We start from the raw sequence: 25,167 nt of genomic DNA, 5'->3' as shown, positions 1-25,167 counted from the left end.
GAGTACTGTCACTAATAGTATTGGCTAGGTTACTGCTTCAGACGTTTTTCGATCGCATCCATCAGCATGCCGGTAATCGACACCGGGAATTCTGCTTCGATTTCGCGAATACAGGTCGGACTGGTGACGTTCACTTCTGTCAGACGATCGCCGATGATGTCGAGGCCAACAAAGATCAGCCCTTTGGCTTTTAACATCGGGCCGACGCGGCGGGCAATTTCCCAGTCGCTTTCGGTCAGCGGACGCGGTTCGCCACGGCCACCGGCCGCCAGGTTACCGCGGGTTTCGCCGCCCTGCGGAATACGCGCCAGGCAGTACGGCACCGGCTCACCGTCCACCACCAGCACGCGCTTGTCGCCGTCGACGATCGCCGGGATATAGTTCTGCGCCATGCAGTAGCGGGAGCCGTGCTCGGTCAGGGTTTCGGCGATCACCCCGAGGTTCGGGTCGCCCTCTTTAACGCGGAAGATAGATGCGCCACCCATGCCGTCCAGCGGCTTCAGGATGATATCGCCGTGTTTCTGCCAGAAGGCTTTCAGCTGCGTTTTGCTGCGCGTTACCAGCGTCTCTGGCGTCAGGTCGGAGAACCAGGCGGTGTAGAGCTTCTCGTTGCAGTCGCGCAGGCTCTGCGGTTTGTTGACGATCAGCGTCCCTTTCTCTTCTGCGCGCTCAAGAATATAGGTGCAGTAGATGTATTCAGTGTCGAACGGCGGGTCTTTACGCATCAGGATGACGTCGAGTTCGGCCAGGGGCAGATCCTGCTCGGAACCGAACTCGTACCATTTATCGTAATTCTGCTCGACGTTGACGATGCGGGTGCGCGCACGCGCTTCGCCGTTAATCAGGTACAGGTCGCTCATCTCCATATAGTGGAGCTGGTAGCCGCGACGTTGTGCTTCCAGCAGCATAGCGAAGCTGGAATCTTTCTTGATATTGATGCTTGTGATGGGATCCATCACGATGCCGAGCTTAATCATTGTCTTCTCCGTTAATGCTTCAACCTAAATCGCCAAAACGCACCTGCAGGGCAGTGATGGCGGTTAGCGCGGTGGTCTCAGTACGCAGAACGCGGGGTCCCAACAGAATATCAGTAAACTGGTAGCGCGCGGTCATGGCGATCTCATCCGCCGACAGACCGCCTTCCGGGCCAATCAGCAGTCGCACGCGCTCAACCGGCAGCGGCAGGGTGTTGATGCTGGCGCTGGCGCGGGGATGCAGGTTGAGCTTCAGACCCTGCTCCTCTTCCGCACACCAGGCTTCCAGATCCATTGCCGGACGGATCTCCGGGACCCGATTGCGGCCACACTGTTCACAGGCTGCAACGGCGATTTTTTGCCACTGCTGGAGCTTCTTATTCAGACGTTCGGCATCCAGTTTAACGCCGCAGCGCTCAGAAAAAAGTGGCGTAATGAGGCTTACACCCAGTTCGATCGATTTCTGGATAGTGAATTCCATTTTTTCGCCGCGCGACATCACCTGGCCTAAATGGATATGCAGCGGCGATTCACGATCGTCGATTTCGCCACGTAAGATATTCACCTGCACGCTTTTTTTATCGGCGCGGGTAATTTCCGCCTCAAACACCTGGTTTGAACCATCAAACAGTTGAATCGCCTGACCTGCGCCCATGCGCAGCACACGGCCAACATGGTTGGCGGCCTCTTCAGACAGGGCAATTTCACTGTCCGGGGTTATCAGTTCCGGGTGATAAATACGGGGAATACGCATAGTCAAAGAATTCCATAAATAGCCAGGTCCCGGCTCGGTCTGTCCCCTCTCCCCTGCGGGGAGAGGGTTAGGGTGAGGGGTGTAAGTAAATAAACAATTGTCGCTAGTGTAGGTTAGCTCTTTTGCGCCTGGCAAGCGCGCTGGACGTACGGGTTATGATTCCCCTGCACTTTAGCAATGCGTTCGTCGCGCTGGCACTCCCAGGCGGTTACCGGATAGAGCTTATCCCAGGCGTTAAACAGCTGGGTTTGCTGACGGGAGAGGGTCAGTTGGTAGTGATCGCGCATATAGAAGTAGGTGCGGGCGATGCTGCCCCGGGCGCGGGCTGGTGGTTCGGCGAGCTTCTCTTTGAAGTCTACCTTCATGGCGCACTGACCATACTGGCCTTCGCCGCCGTTCCACTGGCTGTACATAAAGTTGCCGCGATCGCCATTCACCTCGCCCACGGCGGGTTGCAGGTTATGCATATCGCTCTCTATCTGGCGATAGACCGGGTCTTTGGCGCAGTTTTTACGTCCGCCGTCCTGCCAGCACTGACGCTGGTGGCCGAACTGCCAGGCCGGGACGACATGTTCCCATTCAATGCGGCTGGCGCGGTTCTCGTTTTTACGCACTTTGTAACCGCAGGAGGCCAGATCGACGACCCCTTTTTTGCCCTGCCAGTTAATTTTGCACCCGCAGTAAAAATCGCCTGCGACGTCGGCGTTGACCTTCACGCCTGCGGCTTTTGCCTGAGAGAAACTGTGGATACCTTCGGCCAGCACATGGCCTGAAAACGCCGTCGTCAGAAAGGCGACCGCGAGAGAGAAATTACGGGACATCGTGAACTCCGTATCAAAACGAGCCCGCAACGTAACGAAAGTTGTTCCTGTATGCAATCAGGCAGATCATGAATGTTCCTGATGATTCTGCCGCTTACTCCGCAATAAGAGGGTTGCCGCACTTGACGCAGCGGTAGGTAGCTTCGCCCCGCACCACCCGGTTATGGCGACGCACGGTGAGCTGGTGCTGCTGACACGGGCAGCGGTAGGGGAAGGTATTGCGCCGTACTGAATCAAGCTCGAACTGATGCGTGCGACGCGCCGGCACGCCAAGCACCGCTTCCATCATCCATTTCCACTCTTTGCCATGGGGTGCCACGCGGCCAAAGTGCTTCCACACCAGCAGGTGCGCCAGCTCATGCGGAACCACTTCGTCGATAAAAGCCTGCTGATTTTCCAGCATCAGGACCGGGTTGAGGCGGATCTCATACGCATCCAGCCAGGCGGTGCCGGCTGCGGTGCCGCGCTGCTGCCAGACCAGTTTCGGTTCAGGGTAGTTCCGGGCAAGCTTCAGATTGGCCTTGGCCAGGTTATCACGCAGGCTGCGCATGGCGGCTTGCTGAAGCGCAATGGGGAGACGGGGTGTTTTCATAACGGCAGAGCATAGAGTTTGTCGCGGGGCGGTGCAAGCGGCTTCCTCCCGGGCGGGAGGAAGCCGAAAGGATCAGTCGTGAGCGCCGATTTCGCGCAGCGGACGACCTTTCATCAGGTTACGTTCAATATGTTCCAGCGACACGTGTTTGGTTTCAGGAACCAGCCACAGGGTCAGGACGATAAACAGCAGGTTCAGACCACCGTACACCCAGAAGGTGTTGGCGTTGCCAAACGTATCGAGCATGGTCAGGAAGGTTGCGCCGACGATCATGTTGGCGATCCAGTTAGTAGCGGTGGAGCAGGTGATACCGAAATCGCGGCCTTTCAGCGGCTGGATCTCAGAACACAGAACCCAGATCAGCGGACCGGCGCTCATCGCAAAACCAACGATAAACATCAGCAGCATCGCCACGGCAGCATACTGTGCGGTGGTGGAGTGGATGCCCATATGCATCATCGTGCCCAGCACGCCCATGCCGATCGCCATCACCAGGAAGCCCAGGGTCAGCGTCGGTTTACGGCCCCAGCGATCCACCAGACCGATGGCAATAAAGGTTGCCAGCACGTTGGTCAGACCGACAATCACCGTGCCCCACATCTGCTCGGTGGTGTTGCTGTAACCCGCCAGTTCAAAGATTTTTGGCGCGTAATACATGATGACGTTCATCCCGGTGAACTGCTGCATCACCTGCAGCAGCACGCCCAGGAACACCGCCCGGCGGAAGTTACTGTTCTCTTTAAACAGCGCCCAGCCGCTCTGTTTGATCTTCAGGCTTTCGCGGATCTCTTCCAGCTCGCGTTTCGCTTCTTCACTGGTATCACGCAGGCGCAGCAGCACGCGCTCCGCATCATTAAAGCGCCGTTTGGCCGCAAACCAGCGCGGGCTGTCAGGCAGGAAGAAGACGCCAATCAGCAGCAGGATTGCCGGGATAATAATCACACCCAGCATCCAGCGCCATGCGCCGCTGTAGCTGAACGCGGTATCGGAAAGGTAGGCACCGAGAATACCGATGGTGATCATCAGCTGGTACATGGAGATCATGCTGCCGCGAATTTTCTCGGGCGCGATCTCCGACAGGTAAAGCGGTGCGGTATAAGAGGCAACACCCACTGCCAGGCCCAGCAGTACGCGGGAGATAATCAGCACTTCCACGTTAGGTGCTGCGGCGGAAAACAGTGAGCCGGCGACAAACAGAATGGCGCCAATCATCAGGCTCTTTTTACGCCCGAGCTTGAAGGAGAGCCAGCCGCTGCCCACTGCGCCGACTGCCGCACCGAACATCATCGAGCTCACCACCCACTCCTGGGTATGGGAGTTGATCTGGAATTCATCCGTAATAAACGGCAAGGCCCCGGCAATAACGCCGATATCAAGACCGAAAAGTAATCCTGCCAGAGCGGCAAGGAAGCAGACGAAGAACGTCATCGTCTTGTTAGACGTCCGCCCCTGTTTTTTATTGTCAGGCATTTTGCCCTCCATTTGGCTTAGCTGTTTCATCAATGTAAAGATTTGATTAGGAAACAGTAAAAGTATGTCAGAGGGGGAGGCGTGACAAAGAGAGTATTCCGAAAGGGACTGATTTTATTTGGGTGTAAGCGATTTCATGGCGGGCGATATAAAGCCGAAATCAAAAAGGCCAGCACGGGGCTGGCCTTTCAGGAGCGCTGTCAGTCGATTATTTCAGACCAGCAGCTTCACGCAGCAGAGCGGCTTTGTCGGTTTTTTCCCATGGGAAATGTTCGCGACCAAAGTGACCGTAAGCGGCGGTTTCTTTGTAGATTGGGTGCAGCAGATCCAGCATCTGGATCAGGCCGTATGGACGCAGGTCGAAGAACTCACGCACCAGCAGGGTCAGCTGCTCCGTTGGCACTTTTTCGGTACCGAAGGTTTCAACCATGATGGAGGTTGGTTCTGCCACGCCAATCGCGTAGGAAACCTGAATCTCACAACGGTCAGCCAGGCCAGCCGCAACGATGTTTTTAGCAACATAACGTGCAGCGTACGCAGCAGAACGGTCAACCTTAGACGGATCCTTACCGGAGAACGCGCCGCCACCGTGACGCGCCATGCCGCCGTAGGTATCAACGATGATCTTACGACCGGTCAGACCGCAGTCGCCCATTGGTCCACCGATAACAAAACGGCCCGTTGGGTTGATGAAGAATTTGGTTGAGGCATTCAGCCACTCGGTCGGCAGAACCGGCTTGATGATCTCTTCCATTACCGCTTCCTGCAGAGATTTCTGGTCGATATCTTCTGAGTGCTGAGTGGAGAGAACTACCGCGTCGATGCCGACAATTTTGCCGTCGTCGTACTGGAAGGTAACCTGGCTTTTCGCATCCGGACGCAGCCACGGCAGGGTGCCGTTTTTGCGCACTTCAGCCTGACGCTGCACCAGACGGTGAGCATAGGTGATTGGCGCTGGCATCAGCACGTCGGTTTCGTTGGTGGCGTAGCCAAACATCAGGCCCTGGTCGCCCGCGCCCTGCTCCAGCGGATCGGCACGGTCAACGCCCTGGTTGATGTCAGGGGACTGTTTGCCGATGGCGCTCAGTACGGCGCACGAGTTGGCATCAAAGCCCATATCAGAATGCACATAGCCGATTTCACGCACGGTGTTACGGGTGATCTCTTCGATATCAACCCATGCACTGGTGGTGATTTCACCGCCAACCATTACCATGCCGGTTTTGACATAGGTCTCACAGGCAACGCGCGCTTTTGGATCCTGCTCGAGGATCGCATCCAGCACCGCATCGGAGATTTGGTCAGCAATTTTATCAGGATGTCCTTCTGATACAGACTCGGACGTAAACAGGTGTTTTGCCATGTTTTAATTTACCTAAGGAGAATTTGTTTAGCTCAAACTGTCGTGTGGGATAGCCGTGGCAGGTTTTTCCACCAGGACTTGCAGATGATGACACTGGCAGTCTGAGTGTTAATCAGTATGGATGGATTAACATCTGGATGGCTATTTTAGGTCACATCTTCGCCCGATTTCCAGCTTTTTTTATCTATGCGCCTACGGCCTTGAAAACCCAACTGGAAATTTTTGCTGACGGTCCCGGCAATGCGCACATTTATATTTTGCATTTTCCCTGTCTTGTCGGTATAAAACGCGGCGCGCGGCTCATACAAAAAAGCACACGACGTTTCTTCGTGTCGCCACTTCCAGCCGGGTAAAGCAGTGAACTTTTAGCTTTAACTTGTCGCGAGTTTTATCAGGCTTGCGTGGAGGTGATACGAGATAATGAACCGTCGTTTTCCGCTTAGTCAGTTCTGCCTTTCAGGCCGGAACATGCTCCCCGCCATTCGCATTTCTAATCTGCAAACCTGCCGATGTTATACCCATCTCGGCGCTTCTCAGGATTCCAGGGCAGGCACTACGCTTTGTGAAGTCTGAACAAGGGCGCTCTTGTAAATACAAGAGTTTTCTCGTGGTTTCGCCGGACCTTGTCATACAGAGTTCGGATACGTGTTTTACAATGATATGAATAAGAAACCGGTGGCACGCCCCGGCTTTCAGCATTCTGTGCTGGAAATCCGGTCGGATAATGGGTTGTTATCGCAGATTGACGCTGCGATAGTAGTCAACTGTTTTACACTGAATAGTAAGAATTGAGGTTCGCTATGTCTGACGACATGTCTTCGTTTTCGCCTTCGTCAGCAGGCGAACAGGGTGTACTACGTTCTATGCAGGAGGTTGCGATGAGCTCCCAGGAAGCCAGCAAGATGCTGCGCACTTACAATATTGCCTGGTGGGGCAATAACTACTACGACGTCAATGAACTGGGCCACATCAGCGTCTGCCCGGATCCTGACGTACCGGAAGCGCGCGTCGATCTCGCAAAACTGGTGAAAGCGCGTGAAGCGCAGGGGCAGCGTCTGCCTGCACTGTTCTGCTTCCCGCAGATCCTGCAGCACCGTCTGCGTTCCATCAACGCCGCCTTCAAACGCGCGCGTGAATCTTACGGTTACAACGGCGACTATTTCCTGGTTTATCCGATCAAGGTGAACCAGCATCGTCGCGTTATCGAATCCTTAATTCACTCCGGCGAACCGCTGGGTCTGGAAGCCGGTTCCAAAGCGGAACTGATGGCGGTACTGGCCCATGCCGGCATGACCCGCTCGGTGATCGTCTGTAACGGCTATAAAGACCGGGAATACATTCGTCTGGCGCTGATTGGTGAGAAGATGGGCCACAAGGTCTATCTGGTCATCGAGAAGATGTCTGAGATTAATATCGTGCTTGAAGAGGCCGAGCGTCTGAACGTGGTGCCGCGCCTTGGCGTGCGTGCGCGTCTGGCCTCGCAGGGCTCCGGGAAGTGGCAGTCCTCCGGCGGCGAAAAATCCAAATTTGGCCTTGCGGCGAACCAGGTTCTGCAGCTGGTCGAAATCATGCGCGATCGGGGTCGTCTGGACAGCATTCAGCTCCTGCACTTCCACCTCGGTTCGCAGATGGCCAACATCCGCGATATCGCCACCGGCGTGCGTGAATCGGCCCGTTTCTACGTCGAGCTGCATAAGCTCGGCGTGAACATCCAGTGCTTTGACGTGGGCGGTGGCCTGGGCGTGGACTATGAAGGGACCCGCTCGAAGTCTGACTGCTCGGTGAACTACGGCCTGAACGAATACGCCAACAACATCATCTGGGCGATTGGCGATGCCTGTGAAGAGAATGGTCTGCCGCACCCGACGGTGATCACCGAGTCCGGACGTGCGGTTACCGCGCACCACACGGTGCTGGTATCGAACATCATCGGCGTGGAGCGCAACGAATACACCGAAGCGACACCACCGGAAGACGATGCGCCGCGTGCCCTGCAAAGCATGTGGGAAACCTGGATTGAGATGCACGAGCCGGGCACCCGTCGTTCACTGCGTGAATGGCTGCACGACAGCCAGATGGATCTACACGATATTCATACCGGCTATTCATCCGGGGCGTTCAGCCTGCAGGAGCGTGCCTGGGCCGAGCAGCTGTATCTGAACATGTGTCACGAAGTGCAGAAACAGCTCGATCCGAGCAACCGTGCGCACCGTCCGATTATCGACGAGCTGCAGGAGCGTATGGCGGACAAGATGTACGTCAACTTCTCCCTGTTCCAGTCGATGCCGGATGCCTGGGGTATCGACCAGCTGTTCCCGGTTATGCCGCTGGAAGGGCTGAATCAGATCCCTGAGCGCCGCGCGGTGCTACTGGATATCACCTGTGACTCAGACGGGGCGATCGACCACTACATTGACGGGGATGGCATCGCCACCACCATGCCAATGCCGGAGTACGATCCGGAGAACCCGCCAATGCTGGGCTTCTTTATGGTCGGGGCGTATCAGGAGATCCTGGGCAACATGCACAACCTGTTCGGGGATACCGAAGCGGTTGACGTGTTTGTCTTCCCTGACGGCAATGTCGAAGTGGAGCTCTCTGACGAGGGTGACACCGTGGCGGATATGCTGCAGTACGTGCAGCTCGATCCGAACAAGCTGCTGACCCAGTTCCGCGATCAGGTGAAAAAGACCGATCTCGACGACACTCTGCAGAAACAGTTCCTGGAAGAGTTTGAAGCGGGTCTGTACGGCTATACCTATCTGGAAGATGAGTAAGCATTCTTCCCTCTCCCCTCTGGGGAGAGGGTTAGGGTGAGGGGTAAAGCCCGCACAATGCCCTATACTCACTTGAACCCGTATGAAATAGCGGCGATAATCCGCCGCAACAGGCACTATTCGAATCAATCCCTTCCTCGTCGGGTTTAACGACGCGGAGGGGATTTTTTTTCATCTATTTTTAATGCACCGACGTTATAAAGAGGTCAGGACATGAGCACTTTAGGGCATCAGTACGATAATTCCCTGGTATCGAACGCTTTTGGTTTTTTACGCCTTCCGATGAATTTCCAGCCGTACGACAGCGATGCGGACTGGGTGATCACCGGTGTGCCGTTTGATATGGCGACATCCGGTCGTGCCGGTGGCCGTCATGGTCCGGCAGCGATCCGTCAGGTCTCCACCAATCTGGCCTGGGAGCACAACCGTTTCCCGTGGAACTTCGACATGCGCGAGCGCCTGAACGTGGTTGACTGCGGTGACCTGGTCTATGCCTTCGGTGATGCGCGTGAAATGAGTGAAAAGCTGCAGGCCCACGCTGAGAAGCTGCTGGCTGCCGGCAAGCGTATGCTCTCCTTCGGGGGTGACCATTTCGTGACCCTGCCGCTGCTGCGCGCTCACGCCAAGCATTTCGGTAAGATGGCTCTGGTGCATTTCGATGCCCATACCGACACCTATGCGAACGGCTGCGAATTCGACCACGGCACCATGTTCTTCACCGCGCCGAAAGAAGGCCTGATCGATCCAAACCACTCCGTGCAGATCGGGATTCGTACCGAGTTCGATAAAGACAACGGCTTCACCGTGCTGGACGCGGGCCAGGTGAACGATCGCGGCGTGGATGACATCATCGCGCAGGTGAAGCAGATCGTTGGCGATATGCCGGTATACCTGACATTCGACATCGACTGCCTGGATCCGGCCTTTGCGCCAGGTACCGGCACCCCGGTGATCGGCGGCCTGACCTCCGATCGCGCCATTAAGCTGGTACGTGGCCTGAAGGATCTGAATATCGTGGGTATGGACGTGGTGGAAGTCGCGCCTGCTTACGACCAGTCCGAGATCACCGCGCTGGCCGCGGCGACCCTGGCACTGGAAATGCTCTACATCCAGGCGGCGAAAAAAGGCGAGTAAGCCTTACACGCTGATTGCTGCTGCGCGACGCATGCGCAGCAGCAACATTCCGCCCGCCAGCAGGGTGATAGCCTGAGACACTACCAGGACCGAAAAGCCGGAACTGACCGACCCCATCGATTTCATCACCATCCCCATCAGCAGCGGAATAAACGCCGCGCAGATATTGCCGATCCCATTGATGATCCCGTACGCGCTTCCCACCGCTTCCCGCGCGGCATGGTGCTGGATCACCGCCGGAATAGCGGCCCCCTGAAGCCCCCAGAAGACGTTAGCCGAGAGCATAAACAGCGCCAGCCATACCGGCTGATGGCTCAGCATCAGCGCGACCACCGACAGCGCCGTCAGCAACCCGCCCACCACAAACAGCACCGGCGCCTGTTCCGGACGCATTTTGTCGAGCAACACCCCGCCGAGGAATTTCGAGCCCAGGCTTAACAGGAAGGGGACCGCCGCGAGCAGGCCCGTCGCGTGCAGCGAGAAGTGGTGCTCATCGCGCAGCCATGCCGGCAGCCACGCGCTGCTGCCCCAGAGATAGCTCAGCGTGGCGATTTCCACCAGCAGGATCCATCCCAGCAGCGGCGTTTTCCAGGCCAGGGTAAAGGTCTGCACAAAGCCCGGTTTTTTCATCCTCACCCGGTTGCGTGGCGCTGGCAGAAAATGCCAGATAAGACCACCACCGAGCACCAGATTCATCACCGCCAGCGCGTAAAATGACCCCGCCCAGCCCAGATGCGCCATCAGCCAGGTGACCAGTGGAAAGCCGATGGCCAGCCCGAGAGAGACGCCGAGCGCGGTCACGGCGTTAGGTTTGCCTATCTCCTCCGGGCTAAAGTTGTCGCTGATAAACCGCGTCTTCAGGGAAAAGAGCGGCCCTTCGGCAATGCCCAAAATTACCCGGGCGATGAGCATCCCCATCAGCGAGCCGAGCAGCGGAGAGATAGCGCACACGACGGCCCATATCGCGATACTACTTAATAAACCCTGTCGGTAATGCAGTTTGCTTTCAATAACCGGTGTTAATAATAAAGCCGAAAATCCATAACCCAGAAGAAAGCAGGTCATGAGCATTCCTTGTAACATTCTGTTTTCATTTAACTGAAAATGTTCGGCAAACTCCGGGTTTAAAATCATCACCGAGATATTAACCCGGTCAACGTAAGAAATAATAATCAGTAATAACAATGCGATTGTACCTTGCCATCTTGCCGTCATCATGCCCGCCTTAATTTTTTATCTCTTTATATTTTTATCAATGTGATTGTCACGCAGCTAAAATGGTTTACCTGTGAAACTCGTTGTTTATAAAGGTTAATTTAAAAATAAGTTTCACAGGTGAAACAGCGTTAAGACGCTTGCTTTTATTTTTAAGGAATAAAACGAAAAGAAGTCAATATCAATTTTGCAATTTTTAAGGGCATCAATAAAACGTATTCATTCACGGCTTAATAATGAAAATTTCATATCGCTGCATTTTTTCGTGATCCTTTGCACAGTTAGCTAATTAATTGCCTTCCAATTAACAAATTTGTCACATTGGCGCTTGACGAAACATCCGTCGCTTTTATATTGACCGTATTAAATAAGAAACAGAGTTTCATATATGAAACAAAAGCCTGGAGGATCGTGATGAGCTGGATAGGCGTATGTGACGCAGAACAAGTACAGGAAGATTTCCCTTTTAGCGGCAGCGTCGAGGGCAAAGAGATCGGGGTTTATTTGATTGACGGTGAGTATTACGCCCTTGAAGACGTATGCCCGCACGCCTATGCGCTGCTGAGCCAGGGCTTCGTGGAAGACGGTAAAGTGGAATGCCCTCTGCATGAGGCGGTTTTCGACGTCAAAACCGGCCAGTGCCTGCACGGCCCCGGTGGTCGTAACCTTAACCGCTACCCGGTTCGGGTCTTTGAAAACCAAATCCAGATTACCTTCGTCGAGGAGACCGTGGCATGAGCGACACCCTGAACTTCAACCCGGCGCTGCCGGAAAGCCGTCAGTTTACCCCGCCTGCAGAGGGCGGTAACGGCGCCATCCATAAGCCGGGTGATTACACCAACCTGATCTGGCAAACCCGCAGTCGCGAGCCGGAAAACTGGGAAGTGAACCTGATCGCCACGCTGGAAGATCTCTTCGAACAGGGCGCGGAAACCTTGCCGGAGCTGGTTAACGGGCTGAACGCGGTGCGCATGCACGATCAGCAGGGCGAGCCGTGGAGCGAGACCAGCTTCCAGGCATTCTTACAGGTTAACGGCTACTGAGGACAACGCGATGACGACTACCGTACAAAACTATCTCGATAAAGGTCTGCGTGGCCTCTGGTATCCGGTGCTGGCCAGCTGGGAAGTGCAGTCTGCGCCGGTGGGCATAACCCGTCTGGGCGAGCAGATTGTGGTCTGGCGTAACAAAGACGGCCAGGTACAGGCGCTGGAAGACCGCTGTCCGCACCGTGGCGCGCGGCTGTCGATGGGCTGGAACCTCGGCGACCGCATCGCCTGCTGGTATCACGGCGTGGAAGTGGCGGGCAATGGCGAAGTCAAAGATGTGCCCGCCGTGGATAAATGTCCGCTGGTTGGCCAGCAGTGCGTGCGCAGCTACAACGTGCAGGAGGCACATGGCGCGATTTTTCTCTGGTTTGGCGTCACCGCTGACCAGCAGCCGGACGAGCTGACCTTCCCGGATGAACTCGCCGACACGGACAATTTCAGCAACTTCCTCTGCACCGCGGCGTGGAAATGCAATTACCAGTACGCGCTGGAAAACGTGATGGACCCGATGCACGGCACCTATCTCCATTCCTCGTCACACTCGATGGCGGAAGGGGACCGCAAGGCCGACATGGTGCTGCAGCCAACTAAAACCGGCTTTATCTTTGAGAAGAAGGGTCAGAGCGGCATCAACTTCGACTGGGTGGAGTTGGGCAACAGCGGCACCTGCTGGATGCGCCTCTCCATTCCATATAAGAAGCGTTTCGGGCCGGGCGGCCACTTCTTTATCGTCGGCATGGTGGTGCCGGAAGATAACGACAACTGCCGCGTCTTCTTCTGGCGCATCCGCCGCGTACAGGGGTGGCAGCGCGATATGTGGCGCTTCATGTACCGCAACCGTCTGGAAAAACTGCACTGGGAAGTGCTGGAGCAGGATCGCGTGGTGCTGGAAAGTCTGGCGCCAAACGCCCGCGACCACGAATACCTTTACCAGCATGATGTCGGCCTCTCGCGCCTGCGCCGCATGATGCAAAAGGCCGCCAAAGAGCAGCTGGCGATGCGCGAAGCACAGCAGGGAGCCGCCTGATGAACGGGCTGTTAAGCGGAAAACGTATCGTTGTGACCGGCGCCGCGCGCGGGCTGGGCTACCACTTTGCCCAGGCCTGCGCGGAGCAGGGCGCGGCGGTGGTGATGTGCGACATCCTCAAAGGCGAGCTGGCCGAGAGCGCCCACCGGCTGCGCGAGCAGGGCTATGCGATCGAATCGCACGTTATCGATCTGGCCGATCAGCACTCCATCGAGCAGGTCTTCAGCGCCATTGGCGAGCAGGGGCAGATTGACGGGCTGGTGAACAACGCGGCAATGGCCACCGGCGTGGGCGGCAAAAACATGCTCGATTACGATCCGGATCTCTGGGATCGGGTGATGAGCGTGAACGTCAAAGGCACCTGGCTGGTGACGCGCGCCGCAGTGCCGCTGCTGCGCGAAGGGGCGGGGATCGTGAACGTAGCGTCCGATACTGCGCTGTGGGGCGCGCCGCGCCTGATGGCCTATGTCGCCAGCAAGGGGGCCGTGATTGCCATGACCCGCTCAATGGCGCGCGAGCTGGGTGAAAAACGCATTCGCATCAACGCCATCGCCCCAGGGTTAACCCGCGTCGAAGCAACCGAATATGTGCCCGCCGAACGGCATCAGCTCTACGAAAATGGCCGCGCGTTAACGGGCGCACAGCAGCCGGAGGATGTCACCGGCAGCGTGGTCTGGCTGTTAAGCGATCTGTCGCGGTTCATCACCGGACAGCTGATCCCGGTCAACGGCGGTTTTGTCTTTAACTAAGGTATGGCGATTATGGCAAACGATCAGGAAGTGAAGTATCTGGTGCCGGGGCTAGAGCGCGGTTTACAGCTGCTATTGGCCTTTGGCGAGCAGCATCGCGATCTGACCTTTGCCGAGCTGCACCGGCTGGTGGATATGCCGAAGGCTACCGCCTACCGCGTGGTCCAGACGCTGGAGTACATGGGCTTTCTGGAGCGTAACGCGCGCACCAATACCTTCTCGCTGGGCATGAATGTGCTGCGTCTGGGCTTTGAGTACATCGCCTCGCTGGATGTGGCCCAGGTCGGCCAGCCGGTCATCGAACAGCTGCGTGACGTAAGCCAGTGCAGCAGCCATCTGGCGATCCGCGACGGACGCGACATCATCTACGTCGCCCGCGTCAGCGCCGCCGGGTCGCGCATCAATCAGGTCAGCATTGGTACCCGTTTACCGGTGCACTGTACGTCCCTGGGACGCATGCTGCTGACCGATATTTCCCGCGCCGATTTTGAACAGTTGTTCCCGCACGAACGCCTGCCGGGCAACACGCCGGGACAGCTCCACGACCGCGAAGCCCTGTGGCAGATGGTGCAGCAGGACAAAGCCCGCGGGTATGTGATCGGCGAATCCTTCTTCCGCCACGGCATCTCCTCCATCGTCTACCCGGTATATGACCGAAGCCATCGCGTCGCAGCGGTGGTGAGCATTCTGGTGCCGTCGGAAGAGATCCCGCAAACCGACCGCGAGCGCCTGCAAAACGACGTCCGTCTGGCGGCGGATAAAATTTCTGGCTTCTTAGGGTATTTGTCACAGGCCAGTTAAATCAGCGAGTTAACGTCAGACGCTTGACTGCGTCGGGCATGTTTTACGCCCAATTTGGGCCAGATGAGGCAACGAACGATGAGTGTAACCGGAATTGAAAAGCTGGAATTTGGCGTTGAAGACCTGACGCACTGCGCCAAATTTATGCGTGATTTTGGCCTGACGGGCGATGCCAGCGGCCAGCGTTTTACCACCTTAAGCGGCGCGCGCGTGGAGCTCAACCCGATCGACAGTAGCGACCTGCCGCCGGCGTTTGAAGCGGGCAACACCCTGCGCCGCATGACCTGGGCGGTGGCCACGCAGGGCGATCTGGATGCGCTGCGCCCGAAGCTTGCGCAGCAACCCGGTTATCGCGAAGTGGGCGATGCGCTGGAGTGCCTCGACCCGAACGGCATGACGTTGCGCGTGCAGGTCAGCCAGCAGACTGACGTAGAGCTGAACGTCGAGCCGATTAACCAGTGGGGCGATGCCCGCCGAATCGACACCCCAAGCCCGGTTTATGACCGTGCCCAGCCGATAAACGTCGGGCACGTGGTGTTCTTCGTGGAAGAACTGGCGGCGGTGGAAAAATTCTATCGCGAGGTGCTCGGCTTCCAGGTCTCGGATCGCTATATCAACCGCGCCGTGTTTCTGCGCTGCGGCGTGCGCGGCGGCCATCACAACCTGTTTCTGCTGCAATTGCCCAACCGTAAGCGCGGCCTGAACCACGTGGCCTTTACCGTGCGCGATATTCATGAAGTCATCGGCGGCGGCATTGCGATGAACAAAAACGACTGGAGCACCTTTATTGGGCCTGGTCGTCACCCGGTGTCGTCGGCCTACTTCTGGTACGTCAACAGTCCGACCGGCGGCGCGTTTGAGTATTACACCAATGACGATTACCTGACGGAGAACTGGCAGCCGCGGGAGCTGGAACACTCTCTCATCTCCTTTACCGAATGGGCGGTGGAAGGCGGCATTGACCACGACACGCGCCGTCAGCAGAAAAAGCCGGAGGCGGTATGACCTCGCGCATAGTCATTATCGGCGGCGGTCAGGCGGGCGGCTGGGCGTCAAAGACCCTGCGCGACCAGGGCTTTGACGGCGAGATTTGCGTGGTGGCGGAAGAGGAATGGGATTTCTACGAGCGTCCGCCGCTGTCAAAAGCGTCTCTTCTGGAGCCGGACGCAACCCTCCCGCGCCTGTTTACCGAAGAGGCGCAGCAGACGCTGAACCTGAGCTGGTACCGACCGCTACGTGCTGAACAGATCGATCGCGAGGCGAAAACGATCGCTTTAAGTAACGGCGAGCGCCTTAGTTACAACATGCTTTTGCTGGCCACCGGGGGGCGGGCGCGCCTGCCGGGCGAGGCGTGGGCGAAGCATCCGCAGGTGTTTACCCTGCGCCACTGGCAGGACGCGCAGCGCCTGAAGCGTCGTCTGTCGGAAAGTAAAAAACTGGCCATCATCGGCGGCGGCTGGATCGGCCTGGAAATTGCCGCTTCCGCGCGCAAAAGCGGCGTGGCGGTCACGCTGTTCGAGCAGCAGTCCGCGCTGTGCATGCGTTCGGTGAGCGGCGAGGTATCTCAGCAGTTAGAAAAGATCCATCGCGAGCAGGGGGTGGATATCCGTACCGGCTGCGGTGCGCTGGAGCTGGAAGATAACAAGGGTCTGCCGGTGATTCATTGCGACGGTAAGCGGGAAACTTTTGATGCGGTGGTGGTGGGGATCGGTGTCGATCTCAATCTCGAGCTGGCGCGCGACGCCGGGCTTCGCACCGGGCGCGGGATCGTGGTGGATGCCCAGGGCCGCACCTCGGATCCGTTCATCTTCGCCGCGGGGGACGTCGCACAGCATCATCATCACGGCCTGTGTATTCAGTCCTGGGCCTTCGCCCAGAATCAGGCGGTGGCGACAGCGAAGGCGATGCTCAACCCCGATGCGCCAGGCTACGACGACGCGCCCTGGCTGTGGTCGGATCAATACCAGCACAATATTCAGATCCTCGGCATTCCGCAGCCGGGTAGCAACACGATAGTGCGTGAGGAGTCACTGTTCTTCTCGCTGGATGCGAACGGGCGGCTGACGCAGCTGGTGGCGTTCAACGATGCACGCACCGTCAAACTGGCGAAGCGCTGGATGGCGGCCGGGCGTGATTTATCGGACGTGCCGCTCGCCGACCCCACCTTTTCACTGATGTCACTGCGATAAAAAACGCGCACCCGTAGGGGGAGACATGACCACTTTAGAGACCAACACCGCGCCCGTTGAGGCAGGCGGTGAGGGCACCCGCACGCCTGAAAAAGCGGTGCGCTGGGCCATTCCGCTGTCGCTGCTGGCCTGCGTGCTGCTGGCGTTTTTCGACAAAATCAGCATTGCAGCGCTGTTTTCCGACACGCATTTCCAGCAGGCGATGGGGATTGATTTCGATACCACGCGGCTCGGCATTCTGATGAGCGCCTTCCTGCTGAGCTACGGCTTTTCCTCGGTCTTTCTCAGCGGGCTGGGGGACAAAATCGTGCCGCTGCGCCTGCTCACCGGGATGATGGTGGTGTGGTGTGTGCTGATGGTGGCGATGGGCTTTACCCATAACTACACGCTGATGATTGTCCTGCGCATTCTGCTCGGCGTGGCGGAGGGGCCGCTGTTCCCGCTGGCCTTCGCCATCGTGCGGCATAACTTCCCGCAGCATCTGCAGGCGCGCGCCACCATGCTGTGGCTGCTGGGCACGCCCGTGGGGGCGGCGATCGGTTTTCCGCTCTCTATCTGGCTGCTGAACACCTTCGGCTGGCAGAGCACCTTCTTTGTGATGGCGATGCTCACCGTGCCGGTACTGCTGTTTGTACGCATTGGTCTGCGCGGCATCCGGCTGGAGGCCAAACCCACAACATCACAGGCCTCGCAGGATGAACGTCGTACGGCCCGGCGCGAGCTGTTTGTTAGCCCGCACTTCTGGATCATCTGCATCTTTAACATCGCGTTTCTCACGTACCTGTGGGGCATCAACGGCTGGCTGCCGGGGTATCTGATTAAGGGCAAAGGCATCCATCTGGAGCATGCGGGCTGGCTGTCGTCGATGCCGTTCATCGCCATGCTGGCGGGGGAGGTGATTGGCGCATGGCTCTCGGACCGGGTCGATAAGCGTGCGGCGGCCTGCTTTATCTCCATGGCGGGTGCAGCGGTAGGGCTGGCGGCGGTGATGCACCTCGATACTCCGCTGACCGTTATCGCGGCGATGAGCTTTAGCACCTTTATGTGGGGCACCGGTGCACCCAACATTTTCGCCCTGCTGGCAAAAGCCACCCATCCACGGGTGAGCGCCACGGCGGGCGGCATTTTCAACGGGCTGGGAAACTTTGCGGGCGCGCTGTCGCCGGCGGTGATGGGTGCGCTAATCGCCTACACCCACAGCATGGATTCCGGAATGATTTTTCTGGCGGTGATGGCGGCGGTGGGCTGCCTCCTGTTACTGCCGCTGCTGAGACGTTACTGAGGAGAGTGTTATGACTGATTCAACCGTAACTGCAAAAACAGGCGTTAAACCTGACCATCTGACCATGGAAGAGTGGGTCGAATCGCGCATTGCGCGCTTCGAAGGCCGTAAATACGACTGGAACGCACTGAAGTTTCAGGCCGATTTTGACCCGAAATATCGCCGCGCCCAGATGCGTTACATCGGCACCGGCGCCACGGGCGTGGCGAACGACACCAACACCGTACAGGCGGACCATTTTACCTTCTCCACCATGGTGCTGCCGTCGAAATGCGAAGGGCCGCTGCATCTGCATGATGATGTGGAAGAGGTGTTCTTTATGCTCAAAGGGCAGATCACGCTGATGATTCAGGACGGCGATAACTACACCGAAACCGTGCTGCGCGAGCGTGACCTGATTTCCGTTCCGGCGGGGATCTACCGCGGGCTGTTCAACCACGGCGAAGAAGAGGCGCTGATGTGCGTCATGCTGGGTACCAACAAGCCGGAAATCCCAACCTATCCATCCGATCATCCGCTTTCCAAAGTGAAGCGGAACTAGGAGGCACGATGACGGGGTTTCGCGAACAGGGCAGCGGTATTCCGCTGATGCTGCTGCACGGTATCAGCTCCGGTGCAGCCTCCTGGCATAAACAGATGTCGCTGGACGGCTTTCGCGTGCTGGCGTGGGACATGCCCGGCTATGGCGAAAGCCCGATGCTGGCGGTTGAGCGGGCAAACGCCGGTGATTACGCCGACGCCCTGGCGGCAATGCTTGACCGCGCGGGTGTCTGGCAGGCGGTGCTGGTCGGCCATTCGCTGGGGGCGCTGGTGGCCAGCGCCTTTGCCGCGAAGTTCCCGGATCGCGTAATGCACCTGGTGCTGGCAGATGCTGCGCAAGGCTACGGCCAGGCCGCACTGGCGCAGCGCGAGCAGGTCTGGCGCAACCGCGAGCAGCAGATGGCGCTGGGCGGGGAAATCCTCGCCCAGACCCGCGCCGCGAAACTACTGCGTCCCGGCGCGCGTGCGGAGGATATCGCCACCGTCGCGGCGGGAATGCGCAAGCTGCGTCCGGAAGGCTACCTCGCCGCCGCGTGGATGCTGACGCACGACGATATTCATGCCTGGCTGAAGCGCTACTCAGGCAACGTTGAAGTCTGGTGCGGCGAGCAGGACGCGATCACTCAGCCGGAGCTGGTACAGGGGCTGGCGCTGCGCTACGGCGTACCGTTTATCGCTATCCCGCAGGCCGGGCACGCCAGCTATCTCGATAACAACGCCTTTTTTAACCAACAGCTTTTACGCATTAATGAAGAGGTGCGCGATGAATGCACAAATTAACGGGCGCGTAGCGGTCGTCACCGGCGGTTCTTCTGGTATTGGCTTCGAAACGCTGCGGTTGCTGCTGGGCGAGGGGGCAAAGGTGGCCTTCTGTGGCCGCGATCCGGACCGTCTCGCCAGCGCCCACGCCGCGCTGCAAAACGACTACCCGGACGGGGAGATTTTCGCTTACCGCTGCGACGTGCTGAAAGCCGACGAGGTGCTGGCGTTTGCCCGTGCCGTGAACGATCGCTTTGGCGCGGCGGATATGCTGATCAACAACGCCGGGCAGGGCTATGTGGCCCATTTCAATGACACCCCGCGCGAGGCCTGGCTGCACGAAGCCGAACTCAAACTGTTCGGGGTCATCAACCCGGTGCAGGCGTTTCAGCCGCTGCTGGAGCAGTCCGACATCGCCTCCATCACCTGCGTGAACTCCCTGCTGGCGCTGCAGCCGGAGGAGCACATGATAGCCACCTCCGCCGCCCGCGCCGCGCTGCTGAACATGACGCTGACGCTCTCGAAAGAGCTGGTAGGGAAAGGCATCCGCGTCAATTCCATCCTGCTTGGCATGGTGGAATCGGGCCAGTGGCAGCGCCGCTTTGAAAACCGGACGGATAAAAGCCAGAGCTGGCCGGAATGGACGGCGGATATCGCCCGTAAACGCGGCATTCCGATGGCGCGACTCGGCAAACCGCAGGAGCCCGCGCAGGCGCTGCTGTTCCTCGCCTCGCCGCTGGCCTCCTTTACCACCGGGGCCGCGCTGGACGTTTCCGGCGGCTTCTGCCGCCATCTGTAAGGACACATCATGAAAAAGATCATGTTAATTGGCTTCGGGGCGATGGCGCAGGCGGTGATTGAGCGCCTTCCCGCCGGTGTGGCTATCGGCTGGATTGTGGCGCGTGAATCTCACCACGCGGCAATTCGCGCGCAGTTTGGCGATGCGGTGGTGGTCCTGACCTCCCCGATGGCGTGCGCTGAAACGCCCGATCTGGTGCTGGAGTGCGCCAGCCAGCAGGCGGTGGCGCAGTATGGGGAAGCGATTTTAGGTCGCGGCTGGCATCTGGCGGTCATCTCCACCGGTGCGCTGGCGGACAGCGCGCTGGAGCAACGCCTGCTTGCGGCGGGCGGCAAGCTGACGCTGCTCTCCGGTGCGGTTGCCGGTATCGACGGGCTGGCGGCGGCGAAAGAGGGCGGACTGGAACGCGTGACCTATCAGTCGCGCAAAAGCCCGGCCAGCTGGCGCGGCAGCTATGCCGAGCAGCTTATCGATCTTAACGCGGTGTCCGTTGCCCAGGTATTCTTTGAAGGCAGCGCCCGCGAGGCGGCGCGCCTGTTCCCGGCGAATGCCAACGTGGCGGCCACCGTGGCGCTCGGCGGTGTGGGGATGGACGACACCCGCGTACAGCTGATGGTCGACCCGGCAACGAAACGCAATACCCACACGCTGCACGTCGAAGGCCTGTTTGGCGAGTTCCATCTGGAGCTGAGCGGGCTGCCGCTGGCCTCTAACCCCAAAACCTCCACTCTGGCGGCACTCAGCGCGGTGCGCGCCTGCCGAGAACTTGCCCAAGGCTGAGGAGCCATGATGGAAGAGCAAAAGATTTTCATTGGCGGCAACTGGCGACACGGTGGTGGCCATGCCATGCAGAGCCATTTCCCCGCTGACGGCTCGTTAAATGCGGTGTTGAACGCGGCAAGTCTGGGCGATTTGCAGGAAGCCATTGAGGCCGGAGAGCGCGCCTGGCGCGATCCCGCATGGCGCAACAGCCTGCCGCATATGAGGGCCAGGATCCTGCACAAGGTCGCGGATCTGATTGAGTCCCGCGTGGACGAGTTGGCGCAAATGCAGAGCCGCGATAACGGTAAGCCGCTGGCGGAAGCGCGTGGCCTGGTGATGAGCGCGGCGGGAACGGCACGCTATTTCGCTGCTGCCTGCGAGCTGCTGGAAGGGGAACTCCCGACCCCGCGTCAGCAAGATTTGCTGACCCTGAGCCGCTATGAGCCCCTCGGAGTGGTAGCGGCCATCACGCCGTGGAACTCGCCGATTGCCAGCGAGATGCAGAAGGTGGCTCCGGCAATTGCCGCGGGTAACGCGGTGATCCTCAAACCCGCCGAAGCCACGCCGCTGATGGCGCTGGAGCTGGCGCGCATTTTTGAGCAGGCCGGGCTGCCAGCCGGGCTGCTCAGCGTATTGCCGGGCAAAGGCTCGGTGATTGGCGATGCGCTGGCACGACACCCTAAGGTTCGCAAAATCTCCTTTACCGGGGGTACCACCACCGGACGCCATCTGGCGCACGTGGCAGCGGAAAAACTGATCCCGGCGTCGCTGGAGCTGGGGGGTAAATCTCCGACCATCGTGCTGGAAGATGCGGACGTTGAGCAGGCCGCGCGCGGGATCTGCTACGGCATTTTCAGCTCAGCTGGGCAGGCGTGCATCGCCGGTTCACGGCTGTTTATCCACCAGAGCATTTACGCCCCGCTGATGGCGCGGCTGCTGGAGTTAACCCGCGGTCTGCGCGTCGGCCATCCGTTTACCGACGGCACTCACGTAGGGCCGCTGATCAACGAGAAGCACCGCCAGAGCGTGCTGGAGTATGTCGAGCTGGCGAAGCATGAAGGAGGGCGCGTGCTGTGCGGCGGGGAGATCCCGGCCGATCCCACGCTGGCAAACGGCAGTTTCTTCCAGCCAACCATTATCGAAGGGCTGAGCAACAGCGCCCGCGCCTGCCAGGAGGAGATCTTCGGCCCGGTGCTGGTGGCGATGCCGTTTCGCGATGAAGCGGCGCTGATCCGCGAGGCGAACGATTCGGTTTACGGTCTGGCTGCAGGGATCTGGACGCGCGACACCGGGCACGCGCTGCGCCTCAGCGAGCAGCTGGAGGTGGGCACGGTGTGGATCAATACCTACAAGGTCTTTGCCATTTCGACCCCGTTCGGGGGCTTTAAAGAGAGCGGTCTGGGCCGCGAAAAGGGCATTCAGGGGCTGAAAGCCTGGATGCAGCAAAAGAGCATTTATCTGGCGACGGGTAACAGCGTCAACCACTGGTGCGACTAAGAAAGGGTGAGTAATGAGCGAAATGATAACCGTCGGCGACGCCATCGCCAGAACGCTGGAGCAGTATCAGGTTGAGGCCATCTACGGCGTCATCTCCATTCACAATCTGCCGATCGCCGATGCGGTAGGGCAGCGCGGCAACATCCGCTTTGTGCCAGCGCGCGGCGAAGCAGGCTCCGTCACTATGGCCGACGCCCACGGGCGCTTTTCCGGTCTCGGCGTGGCGCTGACCAGCACCGGTGCAGGGGCAGGGAACGCGGTTGGCGCGCTGGTGGAGGCGATGAATGCGAATACGCCGCTGCTGCATTTAACCGGACAGGTAGAGAAAACCTGGCTGGATGCCGATACCGGCTTTATCCACGAAACCCGTGACCAGTTGACCTTCCTGAAGGCCAGTTCAAAACGGGCGTACCGCATCAGCAATGCCAACCAGGCGATAGCGATTCTGCATAAAGCGATTCAGGAGGCACAGACCCCGCCGTGTGGACCGGTCTCTGTAGAAATCCCAATTGATATTCAGGGTGCGAAAATTCCACTGTCGCTGGTAACGGCGCCAGTGAAACCTGCTCCGGGGGCAACCCTTGATGCCAGCGTTGTTAATACGCTGTGGGCACAGCTTAAGCAGGCGAAACAGCCGCTGCTGTGGCTGGGCGGCGGTGCCTTGTCATGCGCTGATGCCGTTAAAACGCTGGCAGATGCGGGCGTGACCGTTATCTCCAGCACTCACGCTCGCGGCGTGCTGCCGGACAGCCATCGCGCCAGCCTGCGGGCGTTCCATAACTCGCCGTCCGTTGAAGCGCTTATCGCCCAGTGTGATTTTACGCTGGTTGCCGGTTCGCGCCTGCGCAGCAACGAAACGCGCTCCTGGACGCTTGAGCTGCCGCACCCGCGCGTGCAGATTGATATCGATCCGGCGGCGGCGAGCCGCAACTATCTGATGGATAACACCCTCATAGCCGATTGCCCGACGCTGTTAACGGCGCTGGCGGCGAAAACGCAGGGCCGCGAATGGGGTGACGCCCGGTGGGATTCGCAGGTACAGCAGGCGGTTGAGCAAGCTGACCAGGGACTTCGCGAGCAGTGCGGCGCCTATGCGAAGCTTAACGATGCTATCGAAAAAGCCTTGCCGAAGGATGGCCTGCTGGTGCGCGATATCACCGTTTCCGGCAGCCTGTGGGGTAGCCGTCTGTTCCGCGCCAACGGCCCGCTGATGAACATCCACTCTCTGGCGGGGGCGATAGGTATGGGTCTGCCGATGGCGATCGGCACCGCGATTGCCAACCCGCAGCGTAAAGTGGTCGGGCTGGTGGGTGACGGCGGTCTGAGCCTGAACCTCGGCGAGCTGGCGACGCTGGCGCAGGAGAAAGCCAACGTGACGCTGCTGGTAATGAACGACGGCGGTTACGGAGTAATGCGCGGCATTCAGGATAAATATTTCGGCGGGCGTCAGTATTATAACGAGCTGCATACGCCGGACTTTACCCTGCTGGCGCAGGCGATTGGCCTGCAGGCGTGGAGCGTTGAGCGAGCGGAAGATTTTGATGCAGTAATGACGGAAGCGCTGGCGATGCCGGGGCCGTCGGTGGTGGAAGTGCGGATGGGGCAGATTGGCGCGCTGAAGTTTGCCGGGCCGCCGCAGAAGACGTTGTACTAGGTGTTTTGCCCGGTGACGCACTGCGCACCGGGCATATGTGCAATTATTTAATGCCGTCTGTAGCCATGCGATCGCGAATATGCTGCGCACGTGCCGCAGAAGCAGGGTGGTCGTCAAACATTGAGCTTTGACGGCCCGCTTCCTGTTGCGCCAGTTTTTCGAAGCTGGTGGCTAAACCTGACGGGTTGATGCCGCGTTTGCGCAACAGATCGTAAGAGTAGTCATCCGCTTCAGATTCCTGACGCTGGGAGAACTGGGAATTGACCAGTTTTTCACCGAGATCGCCAAGCTGCGACTGGGACAGGCTCCCGACAATGCCGCCGGCAGACGCTGCCGCCACGCGCACGGCGTTGGTGCCAAGTGCAACCTGCATGCCTTTCTTCACGTGGCCGAGGGCAACGTGACCCATTTCATGCCCGATAACCGCTTCAACTTCGTTGTCGGTCATCATATCCATCAGTCCGCTGTAGACGCGGATACAGCCGTTGGCCATCGCAAAGGCGTTGACGTCTTTGGCCATGTAAACCTTATAGTTCACCGGCTGGCCATTAATGTTGTCACCAAGCGCAGAAGCAATCTTGTCCAGACGCTGAGCGTAAGTGCTGCCTGCCGGGGCGATGGTAGCCTTACCGTCCATCTCCTTACAGGCTTCATCGCTTAATGTTTTGACCTGAGCATCGCTCAGGGAGTAGGCCTGAAACGCCTCTGCTCCGGAGCTCATCAGACCGCCGGAGTCCATATTCTGACACCCGCTCAGCAGGAGCGTTGTTCCCAGAGCCAGCACTATTGCACGCATTTTCATTAGGTTGCTTCCGCACTCGTTAAACACGATAAATTCTGAAATTACATCACGGCAGCGAGGCCGGAGTACCCTGAGTATAAAGAATATAAACGAAGGCGGGCGAGAAGATTGCGCAACGTGCGAGCCTGTTCCAGAGATTTCTTAACCGGCAAAAGAA

Annotated in this window: 26 protein-coding genes; 18 read left to right on the top strand and 8 right to left on the bottom strand. The window is 58.5% G+C overall.

Annotated features, from left to right (window positions below; genetic code table 11):
- Window positions 1–29 precede the first annotated feature (29 nt).
- From gshB to metK, 6 genes are all read right to left on the bottom strand, one after another.
- Window positions 30–977, bottom strand: a complete 948-nt coding sequence (gene gshB / locus G7090_RS19390) for a glutathione synthase (RefSeq protein ID WP_106994351.1) — start codon at window positions 975–977, stop codon at window positions 30–32.
- 19 nt (window positions 978–996) lie between these two features.
- Window positions 997–1,728 carry a 16S rRNA (uracil(1498)-N(3))-methyltransferase gene (rsmE, locus tag G7090_RS19385; RefSeq protein ID WP_106994352.1) on the bottom strand — a complete coding sequence of 244 codons (732 nt, stop codon included), beginning with the start codon at window positions 1,726–1,728 and terminating at the stop codon, window positions 997–999.
- A gap of 113 nt (window positions 1,729–1,841) precedes the next feature.
- Window positions 1,842–2,549 (bottom strand): deoxyribonuclease I, encoded by a 708-nt coding sequence (endA, locus tag G7090_RS19380; protein ID WP_166183940.1) that lies wholly within the window; start codon window positions 2,547–2,549, stop codon window positions 1,842–1,844.
- A gap of 94 nt (window positions 2,550–2,643) precedes the next feature.
- Window positions 2,644–3,141, bottom strand: coding sequence for a SprT family zinc-dependent metalloprotease (locus G7090_RS19375; protein WP_166183938.1), 498 nt, complete (start codon window positions 3,139–3,141; stop codon window positions 2,644–2,646).
- 72 nt (window positions 3,142–3,213) lie between these two features.
- Complete coding sequence (galP, locus tag G7090_RS19370; RefSeq protein ID WP_106994355.1) at window positions 3,214–4,611, bottom strand: galactose/proton symporter; 1,398 nt, start codon at window positions 4,609–4,611, stop codon at window positions 3,214–3,216.
- 208 nt (window positions 4,612–4,819) lie between these two features.
- Complete coding sequence (gene metK, locus G7090_RS19365; RefSeq protein ID WP_106994356.1) at window positions 4,820–5,974, bottom strand: methionine adenosyltransferase; 1,155 nt, start codon at window positions 5,972–5,974, stop codon at window positions 4,820–4,822.
- 137 nt (window positions 5,975–6,111) lie between these two features.
- Here metK and G7090_RS19360 point away from each other — a divergent pair, with 137 nt between their 5' ends.
- The 4 genes from G7090_RS19360 (at window position 6,112) to speB (ending at window position 9,885) form a co-directional block, all read left to right on the top strand.
- Window positions 6,112–6,327: a hypothetical protein gene (locus tag G7090_RS19360; RefSeq protein ID WP_166183936.1), complete on the top strand. Its 216-nt coding sequence runs from the start codon at window positions 6,112–6,114 to the stop codon at window positions 6,325–6,327.
- A gap of 307 nt (window positions 6,328–6,634) precedes the next feature.
- A complete protein-coding gene (yqgB, locus tag G7090_RS19350; protein ID WP_146145527.1) occupies window positions 6,635–6,766 on the top strand; it encodes an acid stress response protein YqgB in 132 nt (43 codons plus the stop codon).
- An 8-nt stretch (window positions 6,767–6,774) separates the two neighbouring features.
- Window positions 6,775–8,751 carry a biosynthetic arginine decarboxylase gene (gene speA / locus G7090_RS19345; RefSeq protein ID WP_106994359.1) on the top strand — a complete coding sequence of 659 codons (1,977 nt, stop codon included), beginning with the start codon at window positions 6,775–6,777 and terminating at the stop codon, window positions 8,749–8,751.
- A 213-nt stretch (window positions 8,752–8,964) separates the two neighbouring features.
- Window positions 8,965–9,885 carry an agmatinase gene (gene speB / locus G7090_RS19340; RefSeq protein ID WP_059307233.1) on the top strand — a complete coding sequence of 307 codons (921 nt, stop codon included), beginning with the start codon at window positions 8,965–8,967 and terminating at the stop codon, window positions 9,883–9,885.
- A gap of 3 nt (window positions 9,886–9,888) precedes the next feature.
- Here speB and G7090_RS19335 read toward each other — a convergent pair whose 3' ends face one another.
- Window positions 9,889–11,100, bottom strand: coding sequence for an MFS transporter (locus G7090_RS19335; protein ID WP_166185457.1), 1,212 nt, complete (start codon window positions 11,098–11,100; stop codon window positions 9,889–9,891).
- 414 nt (window positions 11,101–11,514) lie between these two features.
- Between G7090_RS19335 and G7090_RS19330 the strand changes: the two genes are divergently transcribed.
- From G7090_RS19330 to G7090_RS19265, 14 genes are all read left to right on the top strand, one after another.
- A complete protein-coding gene (locus tag G7090_RS19330; protein ID WP_061097121.1) occupies window positions 11,515–11,838 on the top strand; it encodes a non-heme iron oxygenase ferredoxin subunit in 324 nt (107 codons plus the stop codon).
- Window positions 11,835–12,143 carry a recombinase-like helix-turn-helix domain-containing protein gene (locus tag G7090_RS19325; RefSeq protein ID WP_166183934.1) on the top strand — a complete coding sequence of 103 codons (309 nt, stop codon included), beginning with the start codon at window positions 11,835–11,837 and terminating at the stop codon, window positions 12,141–12,143. Before G7090_RS19330 ends, G7090_RS19325 begins: the two co-directional genes overlap by 4 nt.
- Before the next feature lie 10 nt (window positions 12,144–12,153).
- A complete protein-coding gene (locus tag G7090_RS19320; RefSeq protein ID WP_166183932.1) occupies window positions 12,154–13,176 on the top strand; it encodes an aromatic ring-hydroxylating dioxygenase subunit alpha in 1,023 nt (340 codons plus the stop codon).
- On the top strand, window positions 13,176–13,925 hold the full coding sequence (locus G7090_RS19315; protein WP_166183930.1) for an SDR family oxidoreductase: 750 nt from the start codon (window positions 13,176–13,178) through the stop codon (window positions 13,923–13,925). Before G7090_RS19320 ends, G7090_RS19315 begins: the two co-directional genes overlap by 1 nt.
- A gap of 12 nt (window positions 13,926–13,937) precedes the next feature.
- Window positions 13,938–14,726 carry an IclR family transcriptional regulator gene (locus G7090_RS19310; RefSeq protein ID WP_166183928.1) on the top strand — a complete coding sequence of 263 codons (789 nt, stop codon included), beginning with the start codon at window positions 13,938–13,940 and terminating at the stop codon, window positions 14,724–14,726.
- A gap of 78 nt (window positions 14,727–14,804) precedes the next feature.
- Window positions 14,805–15,731, top strand: a complete 927-nt coding sequence (locus G7090_RS19305) for a VOC family protein (protein ID WP_166183926.1) — start codon at window positions 14,805–14,807, stop codon at window positions 15,729–15,731.
- Window positions 15,728–16,915, top strand: coding sequence for an NAD(P)/FAD-dependent oxidoreductase (locus tag G7090_RS19300; RefSeq protein ID WP_166183924.1), 1,188 nt, complete (start codon window positions 15,728–15,730; stop codon window positions 16,913–16,915). Before G7090_RS19305 ends, G7090_RS19300 begins: the two co-directional genes overlap by 4 nt.
- 25 nt (window positions 16,916–16,940) lie before the next feature.
- Window positions 16,941–18,197, top strand: coding sequence for an MFS transporter (locus G7090_RS19295; protein ID WP_166183922.1), 1,257 nt, complete (start codon window positions 16,941–16,943; stop codon window positions 18,195–18,197).
- A 10-nt stretch (window positions 18,198–18,207) separates the two neighbouring features.
- Window positions 18,208–18,738, top strand: coding sequence for a cupin domain-containing protein (locus G7090_RS19290; RefSeq protein WP_166183920.1), 531 nt, complete (start codon window positions 18,208–18,210; stop codon window positions 18,736–18,738).
- Between the two features lie 8 nt (window positions 18,739–18,746).
- Window positions 18,747–19,517, top strand: coding sequence for an alpha/beta fold hydrolase (locus G7090_RS19285; RefSeq protein WP_166183918.1), 771 nt, complete (start codon window positions 18,747–18,749; stop codon window positions 19,515–19,517).
- Complete coding sequence (locus G7090_RS19280) at window positions 19,501–20,295, top strand: SDR family oxidoreductase (RefSeq protein ID WP_166183916.1); 795 nt, start codon at window positions 19,501–19,503, stop codon at window positions 20,293–20,295. Before G7090_RS19285 ends, G7090_RS19280 begins: the two co-directional genes overlap by 17 nt.
- 9 nt (window positions 20,296–20,304) lie before the next feature.
- Window positions 20,305–21,075, top strand: a complete 771-nt coding sequence (locus G7090_RS19275; RefSeq protein ID WP_166183914.1) for an aspartate dehydrogenase — start codon at window positions 20,305–20,307, stop codon at window positions 21,073–21,075.
- 9 nt (window positions 21,076–21,084) lie between these two features.
- Window positions 21,085–22,554: an aldehyde dehydrogenase gene (locus tag G7090_RS19270; protein ID WP_166185454.1), complete on the top strand. Its 1,470-nt coding sequence runs from the start codon at window positions 21,085–21,087 to the stop codon at window positions 22,552–22,554.
- Between the two features lie 13 nt (window positions 22,555–22,567).
- A complete protein-coding gene (locus G7090_RS19265) occupies window positions 22,568–24,208 on the top strand; it encodes a thiamine pyrophosphate-binding protein (RefSeq protein WP_166183912.1) in 1,641 nt (546 codons plus the stop codon).
- Between the two features lie 43 nt (window positions 24,209–24,251).
- Here the strand turns inward: G7090_RS19265 and G7090_RS19260 are convergent, their stop codons facing one another.
- A complete protein-coding gene (locus tag G7090_RS19260) occupies window positions 24,252–25,010 on the bottom strand; it encodes a M48 family metallopeptidase (RefSeq protein ID WP_106994360.1) in 759 nt (252 codons plus the stop codon).
- Between the last annotated feature and the right edge of the window lie 157 nt (window positions 25,011–25,167).

It is taken from the genome of Leclercia sp. 29361, assembly GCF_011290365.1.
GTDB lineage: Bacteria > Pseudomonadota > Gammaproteobacteria > Enterobacterales > Enterobacteriaceae > Enterobacter > Enterobacter tamurae.
Note: the sequence above shows the minus strand (reverse complement) of the source record. Positions and strands in the feature narration are given on the sequence as shown.

Coding starts and splice junctions, on each gene's coding strand:
- speB (WP_059307233.1), top strand. CDS start 8,965: ATGAGCACTTTAGGGCATCAGTACGATAATTCCCTGGTATCGAACGCT.
- G7090_RS19295 (WP_166183922.1), top strand. CDS start 16,941: ATGACCACTTTAGAGACCAACACCGCGCCCGTTGAGGCAGGCGGTGAG.
- G7090_RS19270 (WP_166185454.1), top strand. CDS start 21,085: ATGGAAGAGCAAAAGATTTTCATTGGCGGCAACTGGCGACACGGTGGT.
- gshB (WP_106994351.1), bottom strand. CDS start 977: ATGATTAAGCTCGGCATCGTGATGGATCCCATCACAAGCATCAATATC.
- G7090_RS19325 (WP_166183934.1), top strand. CDS start 11,835: ATGAGCGACACCCTGAACTTCAACCCGGCGCTGCCGGAAAGCCGTCAG.
- endA (WP_166183940.1), bottom strand. CDS start 2,549: ATGTCCCGTAATTTCTCTCTCGCGGTCGCCTTTCTGACGACGGCGTTT.
- G7090_RS19335 (WP_166185457.1), bottom strand. CDS start 11,100: ATGACGGCAAGATGGCAAGGTACAATCGCATTGTTATTACTGATTATT.
- G7090_RS19265 (WP_166183912.1), top strand. CDS start 22,568: ATGAGCGAAATGATAACCGTCGGCGACGCCATCGCCAGAACGCTGGAG.
- G7090_RS19260 (WP_106994360.1), bottom strand. CDS start 25,010: ATGAAAATGCGTGCAATAGTGCTGGCTCTGGGAACAACGCTCCTGCTG.
- G7090_RS19320 (WP_166183932.1), top strand. CDS start 12,154: ATGACGACTACCGTACAAAACTATCTCGATAAAGGTCTGCGTGGCCTC.
- G7090_RS19315 (WP_166183930.1), top strand. CDS start 13,176: ATGAACGGGCTGTTAAGCGGAAAACGTATCGTTGTGACCGGCGCCGCG.
- G7090_RS19305 (WP_166183926.1), top strand. CDS start 14,805: ATGAGTGTAACCGGAATTGAAAAGCTGGAATTTGGCGTTGAAGACCTG.
- yqgB (WP_146145527.1), top strand. CDS start 6,635: ATGAATAAGAAACCGGTGGCACGCCCCGGCTTTCAGCATTCTGTGCTG.
- G7090_RS19375 (WP_166183938.1), bottom strand. CDS start 3,141: ATGAAAACACCCCGTCTCCCCATTGCGCTTCAGCAAGCCGCCATGCGC.
- G7090_RS19300 (WP_166183924.1), top strand. CDS start 15,728: ATGACCTCGCGCATAGTCATTATCGGCGGCGGTCAGGCGGGCGGCTGG.
- rsmE (WP_106994352.1), bottom strand. CDS start 1,728: ATGCGTATTCCCCGTATTTATCACCCGGAACTGATAACCCCGGACAGT.
- metK (WP_106994356.1), bottom strand. CDS start 5,974: ATGGCAAAACACCTGTTTACGTCCGAGTCTGTATCAGAAGGACATCCT.
- G7090_RS19285 (WP_166183918.1), top strand. CDS start 18,747: ATGACGGGGTTTCGCGAACAGGGCAGCGGTATTCCGCTGATGCTGCTG.
- G7090_RS19275 (WP_166183914.1), top strand. CDS start 20,305: ATGAAAAAGATCATGTTAATTGGCTTCGGGGCGATGGCGCAGGCGGTG.
- G7090_RS19290 (WP_166183920.1), top strand. CDS start 18,208: ATGACTGATTCAACCGTAACTGCAAAAACAGGCGTTAAACCTGACCAT.
- galP (WP_106994355.1), bottom strand. CDS start 4,611: ATGCCTGACAATAAAAAACAGGGGCGGACGTCTAACAAGACGATGACG.
- G7090_RS19330 (WP_061097121.1), top strand. CDS start 11,515: ATGAGCTGGATAGGCGTATGTGACGCAGAACAAGTACAGGAAGATTTC.
- speA (WP_106994359.1), top strand. CDS start 6,775: ATGTCTGACGACATGTCTTCGTTTTCGCCTTCGTCAGCAGGCGAACAG.
- G7090_RS19280 (WP_166183916.1), top strand. CDS start 19,501: ATGAATGCACAAATTAACGGGCGCGTAGCGGTCGTCACCGGCGGTTCT.
- G7090_RS19360 (WP_166183936.1), top strand. CDS start 6,112: ATGGCTATTTTAGGTCACATCTTCGCCCGATTTCCAGCTTTTTTTATC.
- G7090_RS19310 (WP_166183928.1), top strand. CDS start 13,938: ATGGCAAACGATCAGGAAGTGAAGTATCTGGTGCCGGGGCTAGAGCGC.